Source organism: Margalitia sp. FSL K6-0131, from assembly GCF_038008735.1.
GTDB classification, from domain to species: Bacteria; Bacillota; Bacilli; order Bacillales; family Bacillaceae_C; genus Margalitia; species Margalitia shackletonii.
Genome location: NZ_JBBOZS010000001.1, coordinates 3,742,990 through 3,765,439 on the forward strand (window position 1 = coordinate 3,742,990; position 22,450 = coordinate 3,765,439).

General features: G+C 33.9%; 24 protein-coding genes and 1 pseudogene. 9 read left to right on the forward strand and 16 right to left on the reverse strand.

Features of this window, described 5'->3' with window-relative positions; translation table 11 throughout:
• Positions 1 to 161: 161 nt before the first annotated feature.
• Positions 162 to 599 (reverse strand): hypothetical protein, encoded by a 438-nt coding sequence (locus NSQ59_RS18375; RefSeq protein WP_340832389.1) that lies wholly within the window; start codon positions 597 to 599, stop codon positions 162 to 164.
• Between the two features lie 318 nt (positions 600 to 917).
• Here NSQ59_RS18375 and NSQ59_RS18380 point away from each other — a divergent pair, with 318 nt between their 5' ends.
• Positions 918 to 1,778 (forward strand): alpha/beta fold hydrolase, encoded by an 861-nt coding sequence (locus tag NSQ59_RS18380; protein ID WP_340832390.1) that lies wholly within the window; start codon positions 918 to 920, stop codon positions 1,776 to 1,778.
• A 184-nt stretch (positions 1,779 to 1,962) separates the two neighbouring features.
• Positions 1,963 to 2,628, forward strand: a complete 666-nt coding sequence (locus tag NSQ59_RS18385; RefSeq protein WP_055740723.1) for a DUF2306 domain-containing protein — start codon at positions 1,963 to 1,965, stop codon at positions 2,626 to 2,628.
• Between the two features lie 108 nt (positions 2,629 to 2,736).
• Here the strand turns inward: NSQ59_RS18385 and NSQ59_RS18390 are convergent, their stop codons facing one another.
• Genes NSQ59_RS18390 through NSQ59_RS18410 form a run of 5 tightly spaced genes read right to left on the reverse strand, consistent with a single transcriptional unit; the run spans position 2,737 to position 6,623 of the window.
• On the reverse strand, positions 2,737 to 3,096 hold the full coding sequence (locus tag NSQ59_RS18390) for a VOC family protein (protein ID WP_055740724.1): 360 nt from the start codon (positions 3,094 to 3,096) through the stop codon (positions 2,737 to 2,739).
• 48 nt (positions 3,097 to 3,144) lie between these two features.
• Complete coding sequence (locus tag NSQ59_RS18395) at positions 3,145 to 4,086, reverse strand: cysteine peptidase family C39 domain-containing protein (RefSeq protein WP_055740725.1); 942 nt, start codon at positions 4,084 to 4,086, stop codon at positions 3,145 to 3,147.
• A gap of 49 nt (positions 4,087 to 4,135) precedes the next feature.
• Positions 4,136 to 5,113: an AraC family transcriptional regulator gene (locus NSQ59_RS18400; RefSeq protein ID WP_055740726.1), complete on the reverse strand. Its 978-nt coding sequence runs from the start codon at positions 5,111 to 5,113 to the stop codon at positions 4,136 to 4,138.
• A 51-nt stretch (positions 5,114 to 5,164) separates the two neighbouring features.
• Positions 5,165 to 5,545, reverse strand: a complete 381-nt coding sequence (locus NSQ59_RS18405; protein WP_055740727.1) for a cupin domain-containing protein — start codon at positions 5,543 to 5,545, stop codon at positions 5,165 to 5,167.
• 37 nt (positions 5,546 to 5,582) lie between these two features.
• A complete protein-coding gene (locus tag NSQ59_RS18410; RefSeq protein WP_340832391.1) occupies positions 5,583 to 6,623 on the reverse strand; it encodes an MFS transporter in 1,041 nt (346 codons plus the stop codon).
• A gap of 278 nt (positions 6,624 to 6,901) precedes the next feature.
• On the opposite strand from NSQ59_RS18410, the gene NSQ59_RS18415 reads away from it, so the two are divergent.
• Positions 6,902 to 7,471: a histidine phosphatase family protein gene (locus tag NSQ59_RS18415; RefSeq protein ID WP_055740729.1), complete on the forward strand. Its 570-nt coding sequence runs from the start codon at positions 6,902 to 6,904 to the stop codon at positions 7,469 to 7,471.
• Positions 7,472 to 7,707: 236 nt separating this feature from the next.
• Here the strand turns inward: NSQ59_RS18415 and NSQ59_RS18420 are convergent, their stop codons facing one another.
• Positions 7,708 to 7,857, reverse strand: coding sequence for a hypothetical protein (locus NSQ59_RS18420; protein ID WP_161809268.1), 150 nt, complete (start codon positions 7,855 to 7,857; stop codon positions 7,708 to 7,710).
• A gap of 269 nt (positions 7,858 to 8,126) precedes the next feature.
• Here NSQ59_RS18420 and NSQ59_RS18425 point away from each other — a divergent pair, with 269 nt between their 5' ends.
• Complete coding sequence (locus NSQ59_RS18425; protein ID WP_055740730.1) at positions 8,127 to 8,705, forward strand: Uma2 family endonuclease; 579 nt, start codon at positions 8,127 to 8,129, stop codon at positions 8,703 to 8,705.
• Positions 8,706 to 8,812: 107 nt separating this feature from the next.
• On the opposite strand, the gene NSQ59_RS18430 is transcribed toward NSQ59_RS18425, so the two are convergent.
• Entirely contained in the window at positions 8,813 to 9,826 is a 1,014-nt protein-coding gene (locus tag NSQ59_RS18430) for a LacI family DNA-binding transcriptional regulator (protein WP_055740731.1), read from the reverse strand.
• Between the two features lie 230 nt (positions 9,827 to 10,056).
• Between NSQ59_RS18430 and NSQ59_RS18435 the strand changes: the two genes are divergently transcribed.
• Both NSQ59_RS18435 and NSQ59_RS18440 read left to right on the forward strand, forming a co-directional pair.
• Positions 10,057 to 11,187 (forward strand): amidohydrolase family protein, encoded by a 1,131-nt coding sequence (locus NSQ59_RS18435; RefSeq protein ID WP_055740732.1) that lies wholly within the window; start codon positions 10,057 to 10,059, stop codon positions 11,185 to 11,187.
• Positions 11,188 to 11,412: 225 nt separating this feature from the next.
• A complete protein-coding gene (locus NSQ59_RS18440) occupies positions 11,413 to 12,987 on the forward strand; it encodes an IS1182 family transposase (protein ID WP_055741904.1) in 1,575 nt (524 codons plus the stop codon).
• Positions 12,988 to 13,101: 114 nt separating this feature from the next.
• Here the strand turns inward: NSQ59_RS18440 and NSQ59_RS18445 are convergent, their stop codons facing one another.
• Positions 13,102 to 13,650, reverse strand: coding sequence for a DUF3231 family protein (locus tag NSQ59_RS18445; RefSeq protein ID WP_055740733.1), 549 nt, complete (start codon positions 13,648 to 13,650; stop codon positions 13,102 to 13,104).
• An 864-nt stretch (positions 13,651 to 14,514) separates the two neighbouring features.
• On the opposite strand from NSQ59_RS18445, the pseudogene NSQ59_RS18450 reads away from it, so the two are divergent.
• Positions 14,515 to 15,536 (forward strand): annotated as a pseudogene (locus NSQ59_RS18450) (GerAB/ArcD/ProY family transporter).
• 243 nt (positions 15,537 to 15,779) lie between these two features.
• Complete coding sequence (locus NSQ59_RS18455) at positions 15,780 to 16,262, forward strand: hypothetical protein (RefSeq protein WP_055740735.1); 483 nt, start codon at positions 15,780 to 15,782, stop codon at positions 16,260 to 16,262.
• A gap of 83 nt (positions 16,263 to 16,345) precedes the next feature.
• Here NSQ59_RS18455 and NSQ59_RS18460 read toward each other — a convergent pair whose 3' ends face one another.
• The 6 genes from NSQ59_RS18460 to NSQ59_RS18480 form a co-directional block, all read right to left on the reverse strand.
• Entirely contained in the window at positions 16,346 to 16,555 is a 210-nt protein-coding gene (locus NSQ59_RS18460) for a hypothetical protein (RefSeq protein ID WP_055740736.1), read from the reverse strand.
• A gap of 199 nt (positions 16,556 to 16,754) precedes the next feature.
• Entirely contained in the window at positions 16,755 to 16,922 is a 168-nt protein-coding gene (locus tag NSQ59_RS18465; RefSeq protein ID WP_161809269.1) for a hypothetical protein, read from the reverse strand.
• Positions 16,919 to 17,011 (reverse strand): XtrA/YqaO family protein, encoded by a 93-nt coding sequence (locus NSQ59_RS27980; RefSeq protein WP_367591793.1) that lies wholly within the window; start codon positions 17,009 to 17,011, stop codon positions 16,919 to 16,921. Before NSQ59_RS27980 ends, NSQ59_RS18465 begins: the two co-directional genes overlap by 4 nt.
• 180 nt (positions 17,012 to 17,191) lie before the next feature.
• Positions 17,192 to 17,731 (reverse strand): hypothetical protein, encoded by a 540-nt coding sequence (locus NSQ59_RS18470; protein WP_055740737.1) that lies wholly within the window; start codon positions 17,729 to 17,731, stop codon positions 17,192 to 17,194.
• 110 nt (positions 17,732 to 17,841) lie between these two features.
• Positions 17,842 to 18,819, reverse strand: coding sequence for a hypothetical protein (locus tag NSQ59_RS18475; protein ID WP_340832392.1), 978 nt, complete (start codon positions 18,817 to 18,819; stop codon positions 17,842 to 17,844).
• Positions 18,816 to 19,016 (reverse strand): XtrA/YqaO family protein, encoded by a 201-nt coding sequence (locus NSQ59_RS18480; protein WP_055740739.1) that lies wholly within the window; start codon positions 19,014 to 19,016, stop codon positions 18,816 to 18,818. Before NSQ59_RS18480 ends, NSQ59_RS18475 begins: the two co-directional genes overlap by 4 nt.
• Positions 19,017 to 19,096: 80 nt before the next feature.
• Here NSQ59_RS18480 and NSQ59_RS18485 point away from each other — a divergent pair, with 80 nt between their 5' ends.
• The gene (locus tag NSQ59_RS18485) at positions 19,097 to 19,222 is read left to right on the forward strand and encodes a hypothetical protein (RefSeq protein ID WP_268888417.1); all 126 of its coding nucleotides are present in this window, start codon (positions 19,097 to 19,099) and stop codon (positions 19,220 to 19,222) included.
• Between the two features lie 1,532 nt (positions 19,223 to 20,754).
• Here the strand turns inward: NSQ59_RS18485 and ltrA are convergent.
• Positions 20,755 to 22,014 carry a group II intron reverse transcriptase/maturase gene (gene ltrA, locus NSQ59_RS18490; RefSeq protein ID WP_055737770.1) on the reverse strand — a complete coding sequence of 420 codons (1,260 nt, stop codon included), beginning with the start codon at positions 22,012 to 22,014 and terminating at the stop codon, positions 20,755 to 20,757.
• Positions 22,015 to 22,450: the final 436 nt, after the last annotated feature.

Sequence of the window (22,450 nt, forward strand, 5' to 3'; positions counted from 1 at the left end):
AAATAATGAATTTTCTACCTTTTATGAATATATGGTGGATTGGTTCAACCATGGCTTCGGAAATGATCAATCGATGTCAATCCAATAAAGGATTTGGCCATATATACCATACCCCACTGTGAATTTTACACTGTGGGGCTTCGTTAATTCTATCTACAATGTTAGCTGAATAAATAAATGCTTTGAACAACCAAAGTGGCGGACAAAAGCACCCCAACTCCAACATGCTCTGCATCTGGAATGATATGTTTTTTTATTGCAGGTAAAAACTTAAATGTTTCACTGAAGTATTTTTCATAATCCGTGCGTACTTGGTTCGGAAATCCTGTAAAATAAGGAATCCACCATGCAAATAAATGCATAACCATTATAATACTGGCCATGATAAAACCTACCCAATGCCAAATCACGCTATTAGAGTAAAAGCATGCTGCGATAACGACAAGTGGCGGATAATTTCCTAATACTTCGTATTTACGTAACCGCTTATCCCGAGAATGAATATCATTAAAGGGATATAAATTCACAAAATCTATTACCATTTGGTATCCAAGAAACACAAGAGGTAACACGAATGCTAATATATGGAGAAAGAACATTTTTATTTCCCCTTTACTCTGTACTTAATCGATTAACAAAATCATGTAATGACTAACCCATGAGAGTTTAAATATTCGCTGAGAAAGATTGCATTTCTTGCTGATTTTATTTTTATTCAGAATCCATTTTTAAAACTTCTTCCTCAAATTGTAAGTATTTTTATGAATATAAATTATCAATTTTTTATTATTTTCTCCCTGTAATTATTGCTTTTTTAAAAAGAACAATTTCTGAAGAGCATCATAATTTTAAAAAGGTTAGCCTTTTAGAAAAAGGATTAATAAATGGTAAATATAAATTGATGAAGCGGGTGTAATATGTCCTATTCAGTATTTAAAAATGAAGAAAAGAAACGAATATATTATGAGACCTATGATAGATCACTAGAACAATGGAAAGTTAAGACAGAAAGTTTTTATATTGATACTTCTTTCGGAAAAACGCATGTCATTACTTGTGGTTCAGAAGATGCCCCTCCCCTTGTATTAATTCATGGCATGACAGTAAGCTCAACGATGTGGTTTGCAAATGCATCTTTTTGGAGTCAAAATTTTAGAGTATTTGCTATTGATATAATTGGGGACTTTGGAAAAAGCGAATGCACGAAACCAATTTCTTCTGCTGAACATATTGATGTTTGGTTAAATGAAGTACTTGATGCCTTACAACTAAATGATATTTTCCTAGTCGGTCACTCGATGGGAGGCTGGATTTCCTTACAATACAGTTTACATTCTGACCGTATAAAAAAATTAGTTTTGCTTTCACCCGTTATGAGTTTCGCTAGTTTAAATTGGAAATTCCCTATTAAATTATTTCCATCATTATGGTTTCGTAACTCTTTCTTTATAAGGGTTTTATATAATTGGATGTTTGCCAAGGGAAATGAACCTGATGAGATACTGTATCAACAATTTCTAAACGGATATAAATATGGAAAGATTCAATTAAGGGTTGTGCCCAAAGTTTTTGACAGAAAGGATATTGAGCGGTTAAAACCAGAGACGCTTTTATTAATCGGCGAGCAAGAAGTTGTCTATTCTTCAACCAAAAAAGCCATTGAGAATGCATCCGGTTTCCCTAAAATTAAAACGAAATTAATTCCGAATAGTTCTCATTGTTTGCCCGCAGAGCAAAAAGATATCGTAAATGAATTAGTAACAGAATTTTTAAGTTAAAAAAGCGCAACCTCCCTTCTTTAACAACTGGGGGGTAATTACATGCATTTTTGTCTATAAGTTTTATAAAAATACACAATACTTTAAGTGCATATAGGACGGGTTGAACCTTATATAATAATATATTGGTTTTCAAAGGTATTTAGATAAATGATGAACGCCATTTCCAAAAGGAGGACATAATTTGAACAAACGCAAATTAAGTTGGGCTGTTTTGCTTTGTTATTTAGGCATTCTAGCCTTTGTCGGGTATATTTTACTTGCGTACGGCTTTAACGATTCACGAAAAGCAGGTATTGTATCCGGAAAATTTGAAAACCCGGAGTTTTCATTTAATACATGGAGGATATTTTTTTACTTTCACATTGTTACAGGTGCTATTGCTTTAATCCTTGGCCCATTTCAATTATTAAAAAAGAGCCGCAAAAATATCCACATACATCGGTCGATTGGGAAGATTTATGTCACATCGATTTTCCTAAGTGTTCCAGTTGGAATATACCTTGCTTTTTATGCGACTGGCGGTATTGGGAGTACTATTGGATTTCTCATTCTTGATATCTTCTGGTTCGCAACAACATTTATCGGTTTGAAAAGGATTCGAGAAAGGAAAATTCAAAGTCATCAAAGATGGATGATACGCAGCTATGCAATCACATTAGTTTTTGTTACTTTCCGGCTGTTAATGCCTATTACTGTATTTTTACTTCATCTAGGATTTTCTGTAGGTTTTCCGCTTGCTATCATCATTTCCATAATCATTAATCTTTCATTGACTGAAAGATATTTAAAAAAGAAGCGGAAAGGGTTAGCAAAATCTGATTACACCCTTAAAACTCCCACTATTTAAATAGAAACGAATGATAACGATAATTTTTTTCATTGCATCTTTAGTCATAAAAACTGCACCCGAATTGTTGTTTTTGCTTAACAATTCGGGTGCAGTTCACGCTTAATTTCATTTCCCAACTAGTACAAATACATTTCGATCCGGAGCTTCCATAACAGCTACATGCCCCCCAAGCGGATTTGAAAAAGGAGGTCTGATCCAATTCACTCCATTAACTTCTTTTAACTTTTCATAAAGGGTGCATACATCTTCTACCATAATCTCCGTCTCTATAAATTTTAGATCGGGATTAGATTTTAACACTAATTGCGAATCTCCCTCAGGAAAACTCATGCCTACTATTCTAAATCGTTGCTCACTATCTTGGAAGGTATCCCAAGCTTTAATAAGACCCAATGCTGTATAGAATTCGATTGATTGATCAATATCCTCTGAATAAATGGCAACACATTCTATTTTTTTCCACATGATGAAACCTCCTATTATAGATTTTGATTAAACGTATAAATGAAGTTGTCAGACACTTACCTGCATGCACTTTTCCTGAAATTGCTCCTCTAAATCAGCAATCATTCTTAAATCCTCCCACATTTGTTTCCAGTTCTTTCTCATTAAGGCTACATGAGCAGATCCAAAGTGCAGTCCCTGCAAATCTTTGATCAAACATCTCTCTTTATCAAAAGGCTTATAAAATGCAGAAAAATCGGAGCACCTTCTGGCACCTAACTGAAGGCTAAAGAAGGATAAATGTCCTTTTAAAGAATCAGATAAGTTTCCTTTCGAAATGATTTCGGCAATTTTTAGAATAGATTTTGGACCGACATTTTCGTCGTTTGCACTTTTTTCCACCAACAAATTATCTTTTATTTGCTTATCCGCTTTTAAAAATTGTTCTTCATGAGAAGGACAACTAATTCTCTCAAAATTTCCCCAAATTGAATAGGAGCCCATTTTATATTCAATACTTTCAGCTTTCCATGCCCTCATAAATTCTTCCCTTGTTAAACTCATATATGGGTATCCAGTAGGATCATGTATGTAGACATTATTTCGATCGACACAGTGAACAACGATATAATGATCTACACCACCCAAATAAGCATGATTTGGTATATATACTAATTTCCCCATGTCTACTGGCCCTACTATCACTGGGCCGCTCTCCATAAGTAGTTCCAGCTCCTGAAAAGCCTTGTCCCCTTCAAACCTATCATCCATTTTACTGAAATAGTGAGTATAATTGTAGCCTAAATGGTCGAGTGCATGATTAATTCCTTTGTCCGGTGCATTGAACTTACTACTAAAAAACGGTAAACCATCTTCAGTAAGAAAAGCACTTATAGCAACGCCTGTTAAACATTCTAAATAACCTGGATCGTACTCCTCTTCTTTTGATAATGCCATAGCCAATGAATTTGCATAGCAATACTGGCCAGATCCCTTATAGTACACTGTCATTCTTCATCTCTCCCTACCTTTATTCAAGTTTTTTCGAAAAGCGCTTTATTCAAAGCGGAATGACTGGCAGGCAAAAATCAATCGTAATTTTTGAATCAGATCTAGCGGAATGATAGATTTCTATACATGGCTTATCCTCTAATTGATAGAAACTGTCGGGTAACCATTCGCCATATAAAAAATCAGCTGCTTGACCGAGCTCTGCAATCGCCACATTGAATGACTGACTATTTATATTTTCGCGTTCAACCCTACAAATCGCATACTTGCCACCACTAATTTTTTGAATAGCAATTTCTCCATCTAACAAATCCACATGTTGATTAATCGATACCCCAGCATCATATCTAAAATTTAATGAGGTGGTTACATCAAAATTGTCATATAATATCCCAATAGCTTTGGAATGAGAGGTTAATAACTCATTCGCTTCAGCCCAGTTAAATGACCTTTCAAATGCATTTGTAATACGTTCGCTATAGATTCCTTTATTGAACCCATGTAGGATCCTATCATATGCAATATAAAAATCTGGAAGGGTACAAATCTCCACTATAAATCTATTACGATGAATATGAGCCACTCCTGATTCATCCGCTTTTCTATGTATATCGTATAAAAAGTTTGCACTTGATTCTTTCCCATTCTTGCTAAACACTTTGCAATTCTTGCTATTTTTCTGGAAAACTTTAGGCACTGTCTTTTTATATTGGCTTGGAGATTCTCCAAAATACTCTTTAAAAGATCTTGAAAAAGTTGAAGCAGAGGAAAAACCACATTGAAGCGCAATTTCTGTTACAGTTTGGCTCTTTTGATGTCTTAATAATTTCGCTGCTCTTTCCATACGTAATCGATTTACAAAATCATGTACTGATTCGCTTACAACCACTTTAAAAATCCGATGAAAATGGTATGGGGAAAAAGTTGCAATTCTTGCTAATGCTTGTAAGGATAGGTCGGAATCCAAGTTCTGATTAATATAATCGATTACTTTATTCATTCGGAAAGTATATTCATTCTTTTTCATTGCTAATACCCCAGCTCATCTTGGAATACACCTGGACGTTTCTTCTGTTTCTTAAAAAGACACAGAAGAAACGTCCCAATGTTTTTTTGGCATATACAGTGATGGGTTTAATTCTTCACTTTCAATGACAATTGCAGTTAAACCAGTTTCTGTCTTTGTTTCATGCCATTCATTTTTTTCCCAAAATATAGAGTCACCGGATCGTACCTTAAAATATTCCTTTTTTTCATCACATACGTATCCTTCTCCATCCAAAATTAAAAGAAGTTGGGGAATGGTTGCTTGATGATAACCAATTATCCCATTTTCCTCCAAATACATACATCCTATGTGCGCACCTTTATTCGTTTCAATAATTCGGGACATAATAAAATTCGAATTAAATATTCCTATCTTTTTACCATTATCCTTGCTAAAATTATAAATTTGCATTTTAAGCCTCCTATAATTTTTTGAATGATGTATTGTATTATGAAATTTTAGTATTTTGCCTTATATCTACTTCCTTTTTTAGAAGAGTTTCCCCATGCTGAAAGAAAGGATATGCACTCAATGTTAATATTGAAAGGATTCCAAATATCAAGATTCCATTATTTATTCCTAAAATACTTAGTAACATCCCTCCCAACCATGCTCCTGCACTTTGACCAAAAAATTGCAGTCCTGAGGCTCCAAAATACGCTCCTCTTAAATGCTTCGGGGCAATATCGCTAATTAAAACATCACCAATGATAAAACATAATATTTCCCCTACAGTAAAAAAAACGACAGATAGAACCAATAAAATCATAGAGTTTGAAAAACCAAATCCAGAAATGCCTAAAGCAAAAAGAAAACTGCCTAATTTTAATGCTGTTAGAGGTTGATATTTTTTCATTATTTTAACAATCGGAAATTGCAGAATTAAAATAGCTATTGCGTTAGCAGCAAATAGAAAGGAATAAACACCGACATTTTCTGTACCTAAATATTGAGAAAGTGTAGTATCTAATTGTGCATATGCCCCGGTTGTAAATATATTTCCAATAAGAAAGAACTTAAATACTTTGTCCGATGCAATTATTCTCATACTGCTTTTGAGAGTGAATTTTTCGGAATGCGATATGTTATTTTCGGAAAAAGTAAACTTTGTTTTGCTAATAATAAGCAATAACCCACAAATAAAGAATATAATGGCTGTTATGAAAAACATCTGCGGATTCTTGGAGGATCCTAGAGATAGACCAACTAAAGGTCCAATTGCACCGCCAATATTAATGGCAAAATATCGTGTATTAAACACATCTATTCTCTTATCTGTAGGAGTTACATCCACTAATAAGGCTCGTGCAGTAGGTTCAAATAAACTTCTGCAAAAACCACTAAGTGCATTTAGTAAAAAGAACTGCCATATTTCACTTGCGAAAACAAATCCTATAAACATCATCGACCATAGTAACATGGAAACAATTATTACTGGAAATCTTCCAAAACGATCCGACCATGCTCCCCCTAAAAAAGGGATACTCATAAAAAAACCTGCTCTTGAAATGAATGTACCAAATAGCAGAACCCAAACTAAAGGGTGAAAAGTTTGGGTCTTCCCTTTAAGCAAAATAAAAATTTTATGCATTTTTTCCACCTTTATTTCGTTTTAAATATAAATTATCAATCTTTTATTATGTTCACACTGTAATTATTGGTTTTATTGAATGTGCAATTTCTGAGTAGCATTATAATTTTTAACATGTTAGCCTACTAGAAAAGGAATTAATAAATGATGAGTGAACTGGATAATAGGAGTCTTATATGGAAATTACATTAGTAAGGCATGGTAAATCTTTGTGGATTGAAAATAAACCAATAGCTTGTCAGGATTTTAAAAATTGGGTTGAAAAATATGACAGCAATGGAGTGTTTGAAGAGAAATCTTACCCTTCGGAAACTCTTGAAAAAATAGGTACAGCAAATATTGTCCTGACGAGTGATTTGAAAAGGGCTGTTGAGTCCGCCAAGTTATTAAACCCCAACATATCAGCTATTTCAGACCCTTTATTTCGTGAAACAGAATTACCTATTCCGTTAGCAAAATTAGTGGGATTAAAATTATATCCAAATATTTGGGCGGCCATTTTGAGATGTCTTTGGTTTAGCGGTTATTCAAATGGATGCGAGTCCTTAAAAGATGCTAAAATAAGGGCAAAAAAAGCTTCAGCGTTTTTAGTTGAATGTGCCAAAGAACATAATAATGTGGTTTTGGTTGGGCATGGATTTTTTAATATGATGATAGGAAAGGAACTCAAAAAAATAGGATTGAATGGCAAGAAAAAAACGAGCTCTAAGCATTGGGAATCTACAACCTATTCGTTTAAACTTTAAGAAGTAACAAGGGTTTTGTACTTTTTTATAAAAAAAACTTGTTTATAAAATAAGAATAAGCATCCCCTGTTAAGGAATGCCCCGTTCCTAATATTGCATTAAAAACTAAATTTACCATTAATCTTTTTGTCCATTTGTACCACCAAATGCATTACAATATTCGTCAGGGTCCATAACTGCAAACTCTTTCCAAAGACCCCCACCTTGGTCCACCCAAGGTTCATTTTTTATCTAACCTACCATTGATGTCCAAATAACTCATTATCTTCGTCCAGTCTCACTTTAAGCTCTTTTGCTGCCAAAGAAAGGAATTCCTTGCAAAAATAATAGCTCTTGTGTTTTACAATGTAACCATCTTCCATTTCAACCGTCGTTATATCCCACAAAATAATTCTTCGTTCTTGTTCATTGTCAACCTCTCATAATATCTATTCACTATATAAGACGGAAATTATTTATAAAACCATACGGTCCCAAAAAAAAAAATTTATTTTTAGTTCGAACTGCATCTCAGGAAAAATTCCTCTTTCAACGTCTACTCTTATGTATTTCTCTCAAAGGATGATTGCTTGAGGGTTATATAAATGCGATAATTTATTTAAAATAACCTACCATTTAGACTCAAATAAAACCATCTAATAGGGAGGAAAATTGAATGAAAGAAAAGAAACGTACTGAACACAACATCGTCAAAGAAACAGGTTGGACGGTGGAAGATTATTATCAATTACCGGAAGACGGCAACCAATACGAGATTATTCACGGACAACTCGAACTTAAGCCTTCACCTTCGACGACTCACCAACGCTTGAGTCAACGTTTAGAACGAAGGTTGGTTGATACATGCGAGAACGAGTATATCGTAATGTATGCCCCTGTTGATGTAATTCTATCGGAAAATGAAACGAGACAGCCGGATATTCTAATGATTCATCGCAGCCGTGAGCACATTATTGAGGAGCATGCAGTTGTTGGGCCACCCGATTTAGTTATTGAAATTCTTTCACCAAATAGCGCCAAGCGAGATCGAACAGTCAAAAGGGAAAGCTATGCAGGTTTTGGTATTCCGGAATACTGGATTGTCGATCCCTTTAACTTGACCATTGAACAATATGTCCTCACAGCACAAAACCATCCATATGAACTACTCCATATTTTTGATGCAGGAGATACCGTTACCTCAGAATGCATTCCTTGTGTTTCTTTTACTGTCGAGGAAGTTTTAAAAATATAGGTTGTCTGTATATTTTGCCCCCCAATGAGGTTACGATTAAATGCATTGGGGGGGGGTTGGCACCATTATCAATACTCTTTGTTTATATAAATTTTCTTATAAAATTGTTATATTAACGACTTAATTGACTTTCCATCTTGAAAAGTTGGTTTGATGGATAAAGATTTTCCTTTTCCCCCGTTTATAAGTTCTATCAATACCTCTACAGTTTTGATTCCCAATTCTTGATTATTAATTTTAATGGTTGCTAACGAAGGATTGTAATAAGGCGTCATATACAACCCATCATAGCCAATAATAGATATATCCTTTGGAATATTAAAACCCTGTTCAGTTAAAGTGGATACTCCCCCCATTGCCATTAAATCATTCGCAAAGAAAATAGCAGAAATAGAGGAATCAGCTTTAATTAACGATAAAGCACTTTCTCCACCACCAATACCCGAAAAGTCACTATAAATCACTCTTTCTTCCTTAAATTGCAATCCGTACTTTTCTAAAGCATTCTTAAACCCTATTAGTCTTTTTTGACATATACCAATATTATCAGGTCCATTAATAAAGCCAATTTCTTTATGACCCAATTGAAATAATTTCTTAACCGCTAACTCAGTACCATGGTATTCGTCTGTTCCAATACAAGAACAATGCTTTAACATTAGATCTTCCTCAATAATGACAATTGGAAGCGTTGATTTCTTTATTTGACTTAAAATTGATTTATACTGAAGACCCGGAAAAATAATTAGACCAGATAAATTTCGCGTCTTAATAATGGTCTCCAGCTCATTGTCCTCCATACTAAGAGGATCAATTGCTGATATGATGGTATTCTTACCATAAAGCGCTAATGTTTTATTAATATATGGGAGCATTTCAAAAAAAGCTGGACGTGCTTCCCCCATAGTACTGTCCTTAATAAGTAAACCAACCAAATTACTTTTATTATGAACCAATTCTTTTGCTAATAAATTCGGTACATACCCTAATTCTTTAGCCGCCTCCATCACCTTAATACGAGTCTGTTTACTTACTCCATACTGAGAATTTAAAGCCCTTGAAACTGTGCTCGTTGAAAGATTGGTTTTTCTTGCAATATCTTTTATGGATGCTTTCGTCATAATTACTCATTCCTTTATTTAATCAGGGAACGTTCCCAATTATCTTTATTCTTAATCTACCCTTTAAAAGTTATTTCGTAAAGTGAATTGCAAAATGAAATGACTTATAATAATATTTAAATAAATTACATAGTTAATATATTTCAAGAATAGCTTCATATGGTTGAGGTAGGTGTTTTTTAAGTTTTCGGGAACGTTTGCAAAAAAATATATAAAGGGGGCTTTTCACTATGAAATGGAATGGTTTAAAAAGAGGGTTTTCAATTTCTTTATTGGCTTGTTGTTTATTATATGGGTGTGATAATAAAGTAGATGGGAATCAATATGTTGAAAAGAAAGTGAATATTGTTACTGTAACGGAGTATAAGCCAGATGAAAATATGGTAGAAAAAGTAAAAGAAATGCGAAAAAATAAAAAATCAGATGAACCATTATATAAGGTATACAAAGACTTACCATTAATAGATGTCCACAACCATCAAGCATCTGAATTTCCAACTAGTACATATGAGGAACTAGGCGTAGATAAAACCGTTATATTCGGAAATATTTCTGAGCCTGCCGCAATGAATACAGATCGCTTAGCTTGGGATGATTTTAAACTACGGCCTGATCTCATATATCCTTCCTTTGCTGGAATTAATATTTATGATAAAGAGGGAATCAAATATACGAAGGATAACTTAGAAAAAGGGTACTTGGCGATTGGTGAACTTGCGGCAGCATCCACTTATTCACCTGTTGTTTCTATCCTGCCTTGGAAAGGTGAGGACCCTACGTCTGGTAATTTAGGTGAAATATATAACCTCGCCGCAAAATATAAAGTACCGGTACTACTTCATATCGATCCACCGGGAGGAGCACCTATTGAGGGTTTAAAAATGGCATTAACAGAACACCCTCAAACAAATATCATCTTTGGACATGCGAATGTAGCAAATTCTCCAGATCGAATTAAGGAACTGCTAGCAAAATATGATAATCTTTATATTGACTTTTTTGCAGGATATACAAAGTATGATGAATCAAGTCAATATAAATTGAAAGACTTTATACCTTTGATGGAAAAATATCCGGATAAATTTGTCTTTGGAACCGATGGGGGATTCGGTGTGGGATATGACAATGCAGTTAACGCCATTTACGAAACCATTGACTTATTGACACCTGATACAGCAGTGAAAGTAGCATATCAAAATTATCAGAAACTCATCGAAACACAGCCGCCAACTATAACACAAATGAATAAGATTCAAAAATATGCGGATAAAATAGGAAACAACAAGACGCTTAAATTAAATAAAAGAATGGCTAACGAACTACTATTTCGGCTTGAAAGTAAAAAAGCAAATAATAAATAATTGATTATAATTATGATCCAAGAATTAAATGATTTACTAAAATCTGAATAACCTATTTTAAACGAAAAGAGGCTGGGACAAAACCCGCCTCTGAGATGAAAAAGCCGGTGAAATTTTACGACAAGTAAAATTTCACCGGCTTTGATTATTTTTTGAATAAAAATAAGGACCGCTTCTGATAAAATTAAGTCACCACAACAAAATTATACAGAAAGAAGGATCCTTATGTTTAAAAATTATACCATGAATCAATTAGTTTTGCCTTTAGATTTAGAAGTAAAATTACAAAAAAATGATATTGCCTTCCATGTCCATCATTTAGTTGAAAGCATCCCTCTTGAAGCGTTCGAACCATTTCTGCGAAATAATGGCTGCCCTGCCTACCATCCACGCATGATGCTTAAAATTATCTTATGTGCTTACACGCAATCTATCTTTTCAGGACGCAAAATGGAAGCCCTATTAAAAGACAGTATCCGTATGATGTGGTTAGCTCAAGGTTATCAACCAAGCTACCGCACCATCAACCGATTCCGTGTTCAATCAGAAGTGAAAGATTTAATTCGCCAATGTTTCGTCCAATTTCGTTGCCAATTGATCGAAGAAAAACTTATCGATCAAGAAGCGGTTTTTATCGATGGTACAAAGATTGAAGCGAATGCGAATAAATTTACGTTTGTCTGGAAGAAATCGATTGAGAAATATCATCAAAGTTTAATTGAAAAGTCAAACCAGCTATACAATGAACTGCTTGAAAATGAAATTATACCTGAAATGGAACGTGAAAGCGATGAACAGTTATCATTGGAAGAACTCGCTCAATTGGTTCAAAAAGTGGACGATGTCGTAACCGAGTATGATAAACAAATAGAAGCATCATCAGACGTTCCAGAACGAAAAGCTTTAAGAAATGAACGGAAATACCCAAAACAAGTGCGAAAACAGTTGATTGATTTTGTCCTGCGAAAACAGAAATACCAACAAGACATTGAAATCTTTGGCACGCGTAATAGCTATTCTAAAACAGATCCAGATGCGACATTTATGCGAATGAAAGATGATTATATGCAAAACGGACAATTGAAAGCTGGTTACAATGTACAAATCGCAACGGAGGGCCAATACGCGCTTGCCTATAGTTTATTTTCAAACCCAACAGATACGCGTACGTTAATTCCATTTTTAGATGAGATCGAGCAGCATTATTTCGAGTTACCGAAACACATTGTCGCAGATGCAGGTTATGGTAGTGAACAAAACTTTAATGATATCCTTTTGAAAAGAAAACGAGAAGCACTTATTACATATAATATGTATTTGAAGGAACAAAAGAAAAAGTACAAACAAAACACTTTTAATCCCGACAACTGGAAGTATGATAAAGAAACAGATACCTATACATGCCCTAATCAGAAACGTCTTGAATATCAATATCATTCAGTCCGAAATGACCGTACAGGCTTCCAACGGAAGTTCAAAATCTACGAGTGCGAAGACTGTTCGGGATGCCCATTCCGTTCATCCTGTACAAAAGCAAAAGAAGGCAACAATCGAAAACTAATGGTGAATGAAAAATGGGAACAGCAAAAAGAATATGTAAGAGCGAAGCTTTCAGAAGAGAAAACGAGTGCCATCTATCGAAAACGCAAAATCGATGTGGAACCAGTTTTTGGATTCTTGAAGGCTAATTTGCGTTTCGCTCGATTTTCTGTACGAGGAAAATCGAAGGTAGAAAACGAAATGGGCCTTGCGTTAATGGCAGTGAATTTAAGAAAATTCACTGCCAAACAACTAAGGTAATAGAAAATTTAAACGCAAAAATAGAGAAAGGTGAATTTGAGTTCCCTCAAATTCACCTTTCTCACTATTTGAAGCTAGTTATGTCCCAGCCTCTATTACATAAAATAATGTGTACTACTGTTTTGGTAGTCCGGGTGCATAATAATATGGAGGAACTCTTATCCATCCTCGCTTTCGCATTAAATCCTTTAATGAAGATCCAAATTTCATTTTTTCTAACATACACTGTGTAAATAATGCGCCTACATCATTTCGAATACTTTGACTTAAAGAAGTAGCACACGTAGTAATGGCCGCTACAGTCTTAATGCTTAAACCATTCATGATTTCATCATGTGTAAGTTTTACTCCAAGTGGAACCCCATTTGGGTCAGAGTTTGGACGTTGCTCACTAGTTGGCGGAAGATGTATCCCTTCCTTTTTCATGAAGTCTTTAAATCTTGTCCCCTGGGTATCACATTGCTTTAAGCTTTCCTTTAAAATTTTTAGGACATCATCATCACTTGTAGTATTTAGTCCAATTTGGATATATATTGTGGCTTCATCCATTAAGGCTAAATAATACCAACAACTCATTACTTCCCCAACATGTAAAGGATTTTTAGGTTCGTTATCCAAATTCAATTGTAAAAAATCTTTTACAGCTTCAAAGATAGTTGTCATTGGTACTCACTCCAATCGTTACTTTAAACGTTATTTGCAACATGCTTAACCAATTTCTGATGCCAATTGGACTTTTTATTTGCTTATTAATAAAAATAATTTTTTCCATTATAAATTAATGCAAACCCTTTAAAATGGTATTTATCTCTTTTAGTTGTGTTTATATTTTTTTCGTCTAAGGAGTAGAATTTATTTATATATAATCTTGCCAAAAATATTTGTCATTAACCAGGGAATTTTATTGGACAAAGGTTTGTTCGTTACGAATGGTGTGCTGTTCACGACTAGTTTGGCTGCAAGTCCCGACCTGAGATTCCCTGTAACACTTCTCCGCCATTTTTCATATAGACGCGAAGATGGAACTTTAAACCTTGTCAATAATGATACGCAGATGGTAAATGCGTCATTGTCCAAAAATGTGGTACCGATGATGTCTGTTACCAACTTTACTTCCTCGCATGCCGGTTCCAACTTGCCGTCAACCGTCTCATCCAATTAGATAAGAAAACTTTCACCTTGGGAAGCACATAGACGCGAAACGGATGTTTTCTATGAAAACGATCAAAATGAATGGGCTATGGTTCACGGACACTATTCTCGTAAGCCCGAATGATTTCTAAAAACACAATCCGAAGACGTACAAAATACGTCAATGAATTGTGTTTTTTGACACTTTCTATCTTTCACGGTTATTTCCTATATTAATATGCTCTTTCCTCATATTTCCCCTTCAATTGGTAACACTAACCTTCGTGCGGACAAAATAATAAAGATTTACCTGCTGGAGGTAGCTAAATGCAGCCGCAAACGATTCCTGAGTACATAAAATTCTCGCCATTTCTTATTTTCTTTCTTATTCAATCTATGCAAATAAGCTTAGGAATACTGGGATTTCAAAAATTTATCGCTCTCTTTGCCGGATATGATGCTTGGCTATCGGTAATTATTGCAGGAGTAACAATGAATATCATCATGTGGTTTATGTTTAAACAATTAGAATTGGTAAATGGAGATATGTGTGATATTCATTGGACAATTTTTGGAAAATGGTTGGGTAATCTTATCAATATTCTAATTGCTATTTATTTTTTATGGTATGCGATAACCATCTTAAGGAATTATATTGAATTCGTACAGGTCTGGATGTTCCCTAATTTAAGTAATTTTTGGTTTGCGGCCGGTTATCTTTTATTATGTATCTATATTATTCACGGAGGTATCCGAACAATCGTTGGAATCGCTTTTTTTCCTTCGTTCTTCCGTTCTATATTATATTTATCCAGGGATTTACTCTTCACTTTGCTGATTTCCGGCACTTTTTACCTGTTTTTGATCATTCCCTGGGTGATGTAATGAAGTCAGCCGAAAACATGTCATTAGCAAATTCGGGTTACGAGACACTCTTGCTTTTCTATCCATATATAAAAAGCCCAAATAAGGCAAGAAAATGGGGACAACTTTCCATCATCTTTACGACCATATTATATTTATTCACGACCTTCCTTACCTTTGCTTTCTTTGCGCAAACAGAACTGAAAAAGGAAATTTGGCCAACTTTAACTGCTTATAAAATTGTAAAATTACCAGTTGTGGAGCGTTTTGAATTCATCGGAATAGCAAACTGGTGTTTAATTATATTACCTAGTATTTGTTTGTCCATTTGGTGTGCAGGTAGATTACTTAAAAGAACGATTAAATTAAATCTAAAATATAGCGTACCCATTTTATGTACTCTTATCTTATTTGGATGTATAGTTATAAAAACCAGATCGGAAATAGATATTTTAAATTCGATCATTAATGATTTGGGATTTTTCTTGGGGTATATTTACATTCCTATTTTGTTTGTATTATTGTGGCTAGTTACGAAAATTAGATCAAAATGAAACGTATGTTAATTAAATTGTGATTGGCCTAATTTTAAACTATTTTACTCTTAAGTATTTTTTAGTACCCATTCCTGGCATTATATTATAAAAAGTCACTGAAATTACTTTTAAAGGAACTCAAGTATCCGGTTCATTCACCCTAAAATGTACTGGTGCTCCATTAGAACAAAATATTAGTTGATGAATTAATTGTATTATTTCTCCATAATGGTCCATGCTAAAAGTAAAAAGGATTATTTTATGATAGGATTAACTATTGCTATTATTACATTCAATTTAACTGCATTCCTAACTAATAAAAAACTAAGTAGAAGTCAAATAGTCCATATATGGATGTTTACGATTGCTTTCCAACAAACTTTCGATATATTCGTTGAATTTAAATATCACGGGTATTGGTATTTCGGGAAAGGAATAGACTGGAAAGGACTCCTTCCTCATCTTTTTATCGTTCCCCCGGTTAATTTAATGTTTTTGAACTGGTATCCATCTGAGAAAAAGCATTTTATCCGCTTTATGTATATTTTCATTTTTGTAGGATTCATTTTATTATATGAGGCTATAACTTTAATTCCTGAACCTTGGGCATACTTTCATAATGGTTGGTGGAAGCTCTGGCTATCTGCTATTGTGGATCCAATATTACTACTGATACTGCTATTTTATTACAACTGGATATGTAAGTTAGAACAAAATAAACAATGCATTGTAATGGATAAATGAAAAGCCCTAAACACTTAAAAATAAAGGTTTAGGGCTTTTCATTGTATATGATTCTGTCAAAAGGAGATATTTCCCTTCAAATATTATCCCAGTACAATACCAATATTTTTAATAAACACATATAAGAATATTAGAACTGAAATTATATTTGATATACTGTTTGGTATCTTAATTATTCTGAGAATCCATTTAACAACTAATCCTATAACTAATGGAATTCCTAATAATAGAGTAAGTTGTAAAACCATATGATTCATTTGTCCATGAAATGGACTAAAATCAATCTTTTCCAAATCAACACCCCCAAATAATATATCGGAGATATTTATAATAATTTAAAAACCCCACCGAAAGGTGGGATTCTTCATCAAAATTCTATTTACCGGCCATGATGCATATAGTTTATAATATTAGAAAATATTGTTTTCAAATATACATAGTTCTCCAGAATATTTCTGGCAATTGAATCAGTTGAAAACTACTTTATCATTTTCAATCAAAAAAACTAATACCCTCTGTCTTTTTGATCATATCTTCAAAAAATCCTTTAATTACACCATCATAGACATCGAACTTCGATTTTTCATCATGAAATACTTTCCTAAATATTAATTCAGAAGATCCTTCTGCCTCTTTAAGTAGCTTTTTTAATAGTTTCAAAACTCTTCCCCCTCATCCCACTTCACACGATTAATCTTCCCCTGATGTGTAATAATCTTTGTTTCACCATATTCCGGGATTCCGGTAATGGGACTATTCTTGCCTTCCTAACAAACAATATCATATGGAAATACTCCCCTATATTACTACTATATCAAACACTAGTTATATAGGACTAGATTCTATTTCAAAACAACCATCAAAAGAAGACACCAAACAAACACTAAATTGCGTTCGTTTAGTGTCCTCCAGTTGACTGATAGAACATATTATTTAATTGAATTACTAAAAGGCTTGTACAAAAATCCTTCTTTTTTAATATATAATAGAGTGTCCATTCCCTCTCTATCATAAAATTCAAATTCCGGAGAACTTGCGACCATACTTTTTTTATATAGATTCGTAAAGTGAATTTCAATAAAAGCTACTCTTCCAAAGAGTGATACTTTGTTCGGAATTTCTATTCCAAAGCATTTTCCTGTTTCAATAAAACGATCCGATTTCTTTAAATACTTATATTTTAATTCTATTATTTCTTGAGATTCCTTTACAATCATTTCAACTTTATCAATTTTAATAGTGGGCGTAGCATCATTTAAAACGATAATTTTTACTGGAGCTTTTTCTCCCATTCGTTCAATCGATGTTGCATGAAACCATGGTTGAGCACCATAATGTTTTTCCTTATCTTTATTTTTACTTTGCTTAATTGAAATGATGATAGTTATTAAAGCTGCTGTGGAGGCTATTGCAGAAGCTATTGCTCCAATTGCAGTCCAGTTTACAAAAAACCCTAAGACAAAGTTCAAAACTCTTCCCCCTCATCCCATTTATCATTAAATTTTAGGTCGTTTATTAACACATTTTTTTCCAAGTACTGCATCAAATTATTTAAATAATAATTCCACTCGAATCTACATTAAATATTTTTATTTTTCATATCACTAAAAAAAATATATTTTTCTTTCAGCTCTACGACAAAGGTACACCAGACCCCACCAATAATATGTGGTAAAAAGAATAATGAAAATAACATTTCAGTCCATGCACTACTTTGTTCTTTAAATTGCAAAATTATATTTCTAGTAATTTCTTTACTTGACAAATAGCTTCCTGACTCACCTCTTAAAGTAATTTTTTCTGATAAATTCATTTCATTAATCATTTTTTCAAATTGTTCTACATTTTTTTTGTTTTTTAAGATATCTTCAAGATGCCTTTCATCTCTAATATTTAATTCATTAAGAATAACGTCTTTATAAATAAATTTTTCCACATCGTCTTTAATTAAAAAGACAATTGTAGAAAGGGAAGTAATTAAAGCTACCCAAGCGTAAATTGCAACTTTTATAACTTTTAATCTTAATTCATCCGTCTCCAAACTAGTTAATAGTATCGGTATAAATATCGTTAACACATAAATAATAGTAAACATGTCTCTATCACTAATTTTATACGCTTCTTGGAGAATAATTAACCCTAATCCCGCAATGAAAAAATTGATAAAAAACATACAAAAAAACAAGATTAGGTATTTCCACCAAGTATTTAGTATTATTCTTATATATTGGTAGGAAATAGCTAAAATTAGAAACCATAAAGATATATTTAGCCATACCCAAACCTTATCTGTTGTATTAAAATAAATAAAAGCTGTAGAAAACCATAGACAGAAAGTAATTTCTCTCATTATTTTAAAAAAAAATCTAATAGAGTTAAAATCTCCTTTTTTTCTGTAAAGGAAAAAAATTTGATAAATAATGAACGAAAAGTATATTATCCCTATAAAAAAATGAAAATAATGCAATTTATATAAACTCCATATTAATAAAAATGTAATCACTATATTTACAGGTAAATAATATTTTTTGTACGTTTCTGCATTGCTGAAAATCAAAACTCTTCCCCCTCATCCCACTTCATCCGCTTAATCTTTCCTTGATATGTCATAATCTTCGTTTTACCATGTTCCAGAAGAGGACCAATCCTAGCCTTCCCGTCACAAACAACTATGGAAAAGCTTCCCTTTTGTTCCATTATATCAATTTCTAGTTTCATAGTACTAGGATTAATTTCCATGTCTTTTAGTCTCATAAGGTAGCCTCCCATGATATAATAATAGGCTGTCAAGAGGAATCCTAGCTTTTTAATATGCTTTTTTAAAGGGAATTTGTATGTTAATCAAAGACCTTAAGAAATTGCTTGGGTTAGTAGTTGCATTATTAGTTTCCTTTTTATTTATTTGGATGGTTGCAAAATACAAAAACATCATCTTGCCTTGGTTTATTAAAAATGGATAATCCATATTGTCCACATACCATTATTTCCTGCTCTACTGAAAACCAAAATTTTATATAGGTACAAAAGTAAATCTTGGCTAATCTAACTCAAATATTTTTTTAATGGTACGCGAAAAAAGATGTACTCCTTTAATTGAAGGAGAAACTCCATTTACGCGAAATATAAATATTAAATTGATAAAGCTGGAAACGTTTGTTTTTCATATTATTTTTTTGAGAAGATTAACGTTTCTTCTTAGTTTTACCATCCTAAATTAAATTTACGAGTTATTTTCTTATGCTAGATGTACATAAACATGTCGATGTATAGCCACTTGTGAAATTGAAGGAATAAGAAAATAAAATTATACTTTAAAAGTTTTATACCTCCTTCCGATGGTTGGAGTTTCTATTAAACCATTAACAGAACATGCCTACAATGAGGCGATTAACTTGTATTTATTCACAAATATGAATTCGTAAAGGAGAGGGAAATCAGGTATGCAAAAGATGAACTTTCTCAGGTACATTAGATAATTATAAATTTAATTTACGCAATCACATATTGCCGGTTTTTGAGGAAAAACGTTAGATCAAGTAAAACCATTTCACATTATTAATTTTCTTAATCAAATCAAGAGAAAAGATGGGCAAGATGTACCTATTTCAGTAGGAACTAAACAATACATTTATATAGCATTAAGAAACGTTTTTCAGCGCGCCGTTGACTGGAGAATTATTAAATATAATCCAGTAGCTGTGGAAAAAAGGCCAAAAGATAATGAGGATCATGAAGCAAATGTTTACAATGAAAAAGAAGTTTAACAACTTTTTACTCTTGTTCAAGACGAGTTTTTTTATTGGAGAATCTTCATCACTTTGGCTTTAGCGGCTGGATTAAGACGTGGTGAATGCTAGGACTCGAATGGCCAATGTTGAACTTGAAAAAGGTACAATAAATATTAAACAGGTAATTGTTAAAGGTGAAAACGGAAGGCCACTTATTAAAGGTACAAAGTCAAAAAATCTAAACGTATTGTATATATACCGCCTTCCAATTGAAGAATTGAAAAAGTTTCATACTCATTGAAAAACTAAGATCTGGTGAAAGTTGAATTGAAAAAGAACTTGAATGGTTTTTTTGTAAAGAAGACGGGTATGCACTTCTTCCCTTCCACACCTACAACGTGATTGGAGAAGTTTTATTAAGCGTACGAAGGTTCAGTATATTCGACTAAATGATTTACGCCATACTTCAGCTACGCTTTTAATCAATCGGTACATGCAAAAATCATTTCGGAACGTTTCGGGCATGCTGATATTCGAATTACTATGGACACTTATGGGTATGCTCTTCAAACTACAGATAAGGAAGCAGCGAATAAATTGGACAATGTTTTTTCACCTCAAAAAAAGAGCATTTAAATATTTCGTCAACAATTCGTCATTAAATGCTCTTTTTGTAGAATATCAACGAAATCGAGTAGGAGGAGGTGACTAACCCCCGACCTCTCACACCACCGTACGTACGGTTCCGTATACGGCGGTTCCATTTATGTCTGACGTAGTTGAGAATATCTCACATAAAGACTCTTCAGCCCTCGCATCTCCCAATAGGAGTTTGTGAGGGTTTTCTGTAGGATTGGGCTTCTGGCTATTCTCCAATATTTCTTTCTAGAGTTTCCCCATTCGTATGCCTTCTCTTTTGGAATCCCTAATCCAATGAGTTTTCTTACTTTGGTTTTTGGTTTCTTCCATTCTTTCCATTGGCACATTCTGAGACGCCTTCTAATCCATTCGTCTAATTCTTTGAAAATAGTGGGTGTATCTGCTAATGCATAATATCCGCACCAGCCAATCAAATATTGATTCAGCTTCTCTATTCTATAATCCATTGGAATTGGTTTTGACCTTGAAGTTAATTCTCGTATCCGTTTCTTGACACGTTGAATACTTTGGTTTGACATCCGCACCTTCGGTTTCTTATGAAATGTGAAGCTAAAACCTAAAAACTTTCTTTTCCAAGGTCTGTCTACAGCTGACTTTTCTCGATTCACCTTTAGTTTTAGAGTAAATTCAATGAAAGTAGTAATCGAGTCCATTACTCGCTCTCCGGCTCTTCTCGATTTTACGTAGATATTACAATCATCTGCGTATCGGACAAACTTGTGCCCTCTCTTTTCTAACTCTTTGTCTAGTTCATCTAGAACGATATTGGAGAGTAAAGGACTTAATGGTCCACCTTGGGGCGTACCCTCCTCGGATTTCGTTATGACTCCATTAATCATAATGCCAGACTGTAGATACTTCCGAATTAGTGATAGGAGCGTTCTGTCTTGAATCCTTTTGGATAGAGTCCGCATTAATCTATCATGATTGACTTTATCAAAGAATTTCTCCAAGTCCATGTCGACTACCCATCGGTATCCCTCTTCGATATATTTCTTCGCTTGTCTAACACCGTCATGACCTCGTTTGTTTGGTCGAAAACCATAGCTCTGTGTTGAAAAAGTCGGGTCGAAGATAGGGGTTAAAATCTGAGTAATCGCCTGTTGGATGAAACGGTCTGTCACGGTTGGGATACCTAATAACCTTACTCCACCGTTCGGTTTTGGGATTTCAACCCGACGGACAGGAGAAGGTTGATAAGTACCCTCCATTAAGGATGTTTTAAGTGTATCCCACGTTTCGAGAATATGTCTTCGTAGGTCTTTTACGGACATATTGTCTACTCCATGACTTCCTTTGTTCTTTTCTACTCGCTTTAATGCCAATAAAAGATTTTCCCGTGACAACATTCGTTCCATTAACATTGAGATTTATCCTTTCTACGTGAACAATACATTCTCATTAAGTGGGTTCTTTACTAAGCCCTCCCGAAGTCCCCCATGGAATTCACCATTTCTTCCTTTCAGGTAGGTTCCGTAAGAATTTTCTGCTTTCATACATAAAGAACCGTTTGCCGAGTGTTTGTTCTCCTAAAATGGTTCAGTCCTTCCTTGATTCTCTCGAGCAAACCAAGTACTACGACTTCGGCTGACTTCTGATTGTTCAGCTATCCATTACTAGATAGGTTACCAAGTGTACTTGGCGTATCAACCAGACCTCCCCGGGTAAGAGTGCAATCTTTCCTTCCATCTATCTGCTTCATTTACTTTGTATCACCTTCGGCAGAAAGGACTTTGTTTTGTATTGCAAACTCATCCAATGATACCTAGCCTTGTATGAAGTTCGTGTTCCTCAGACCGG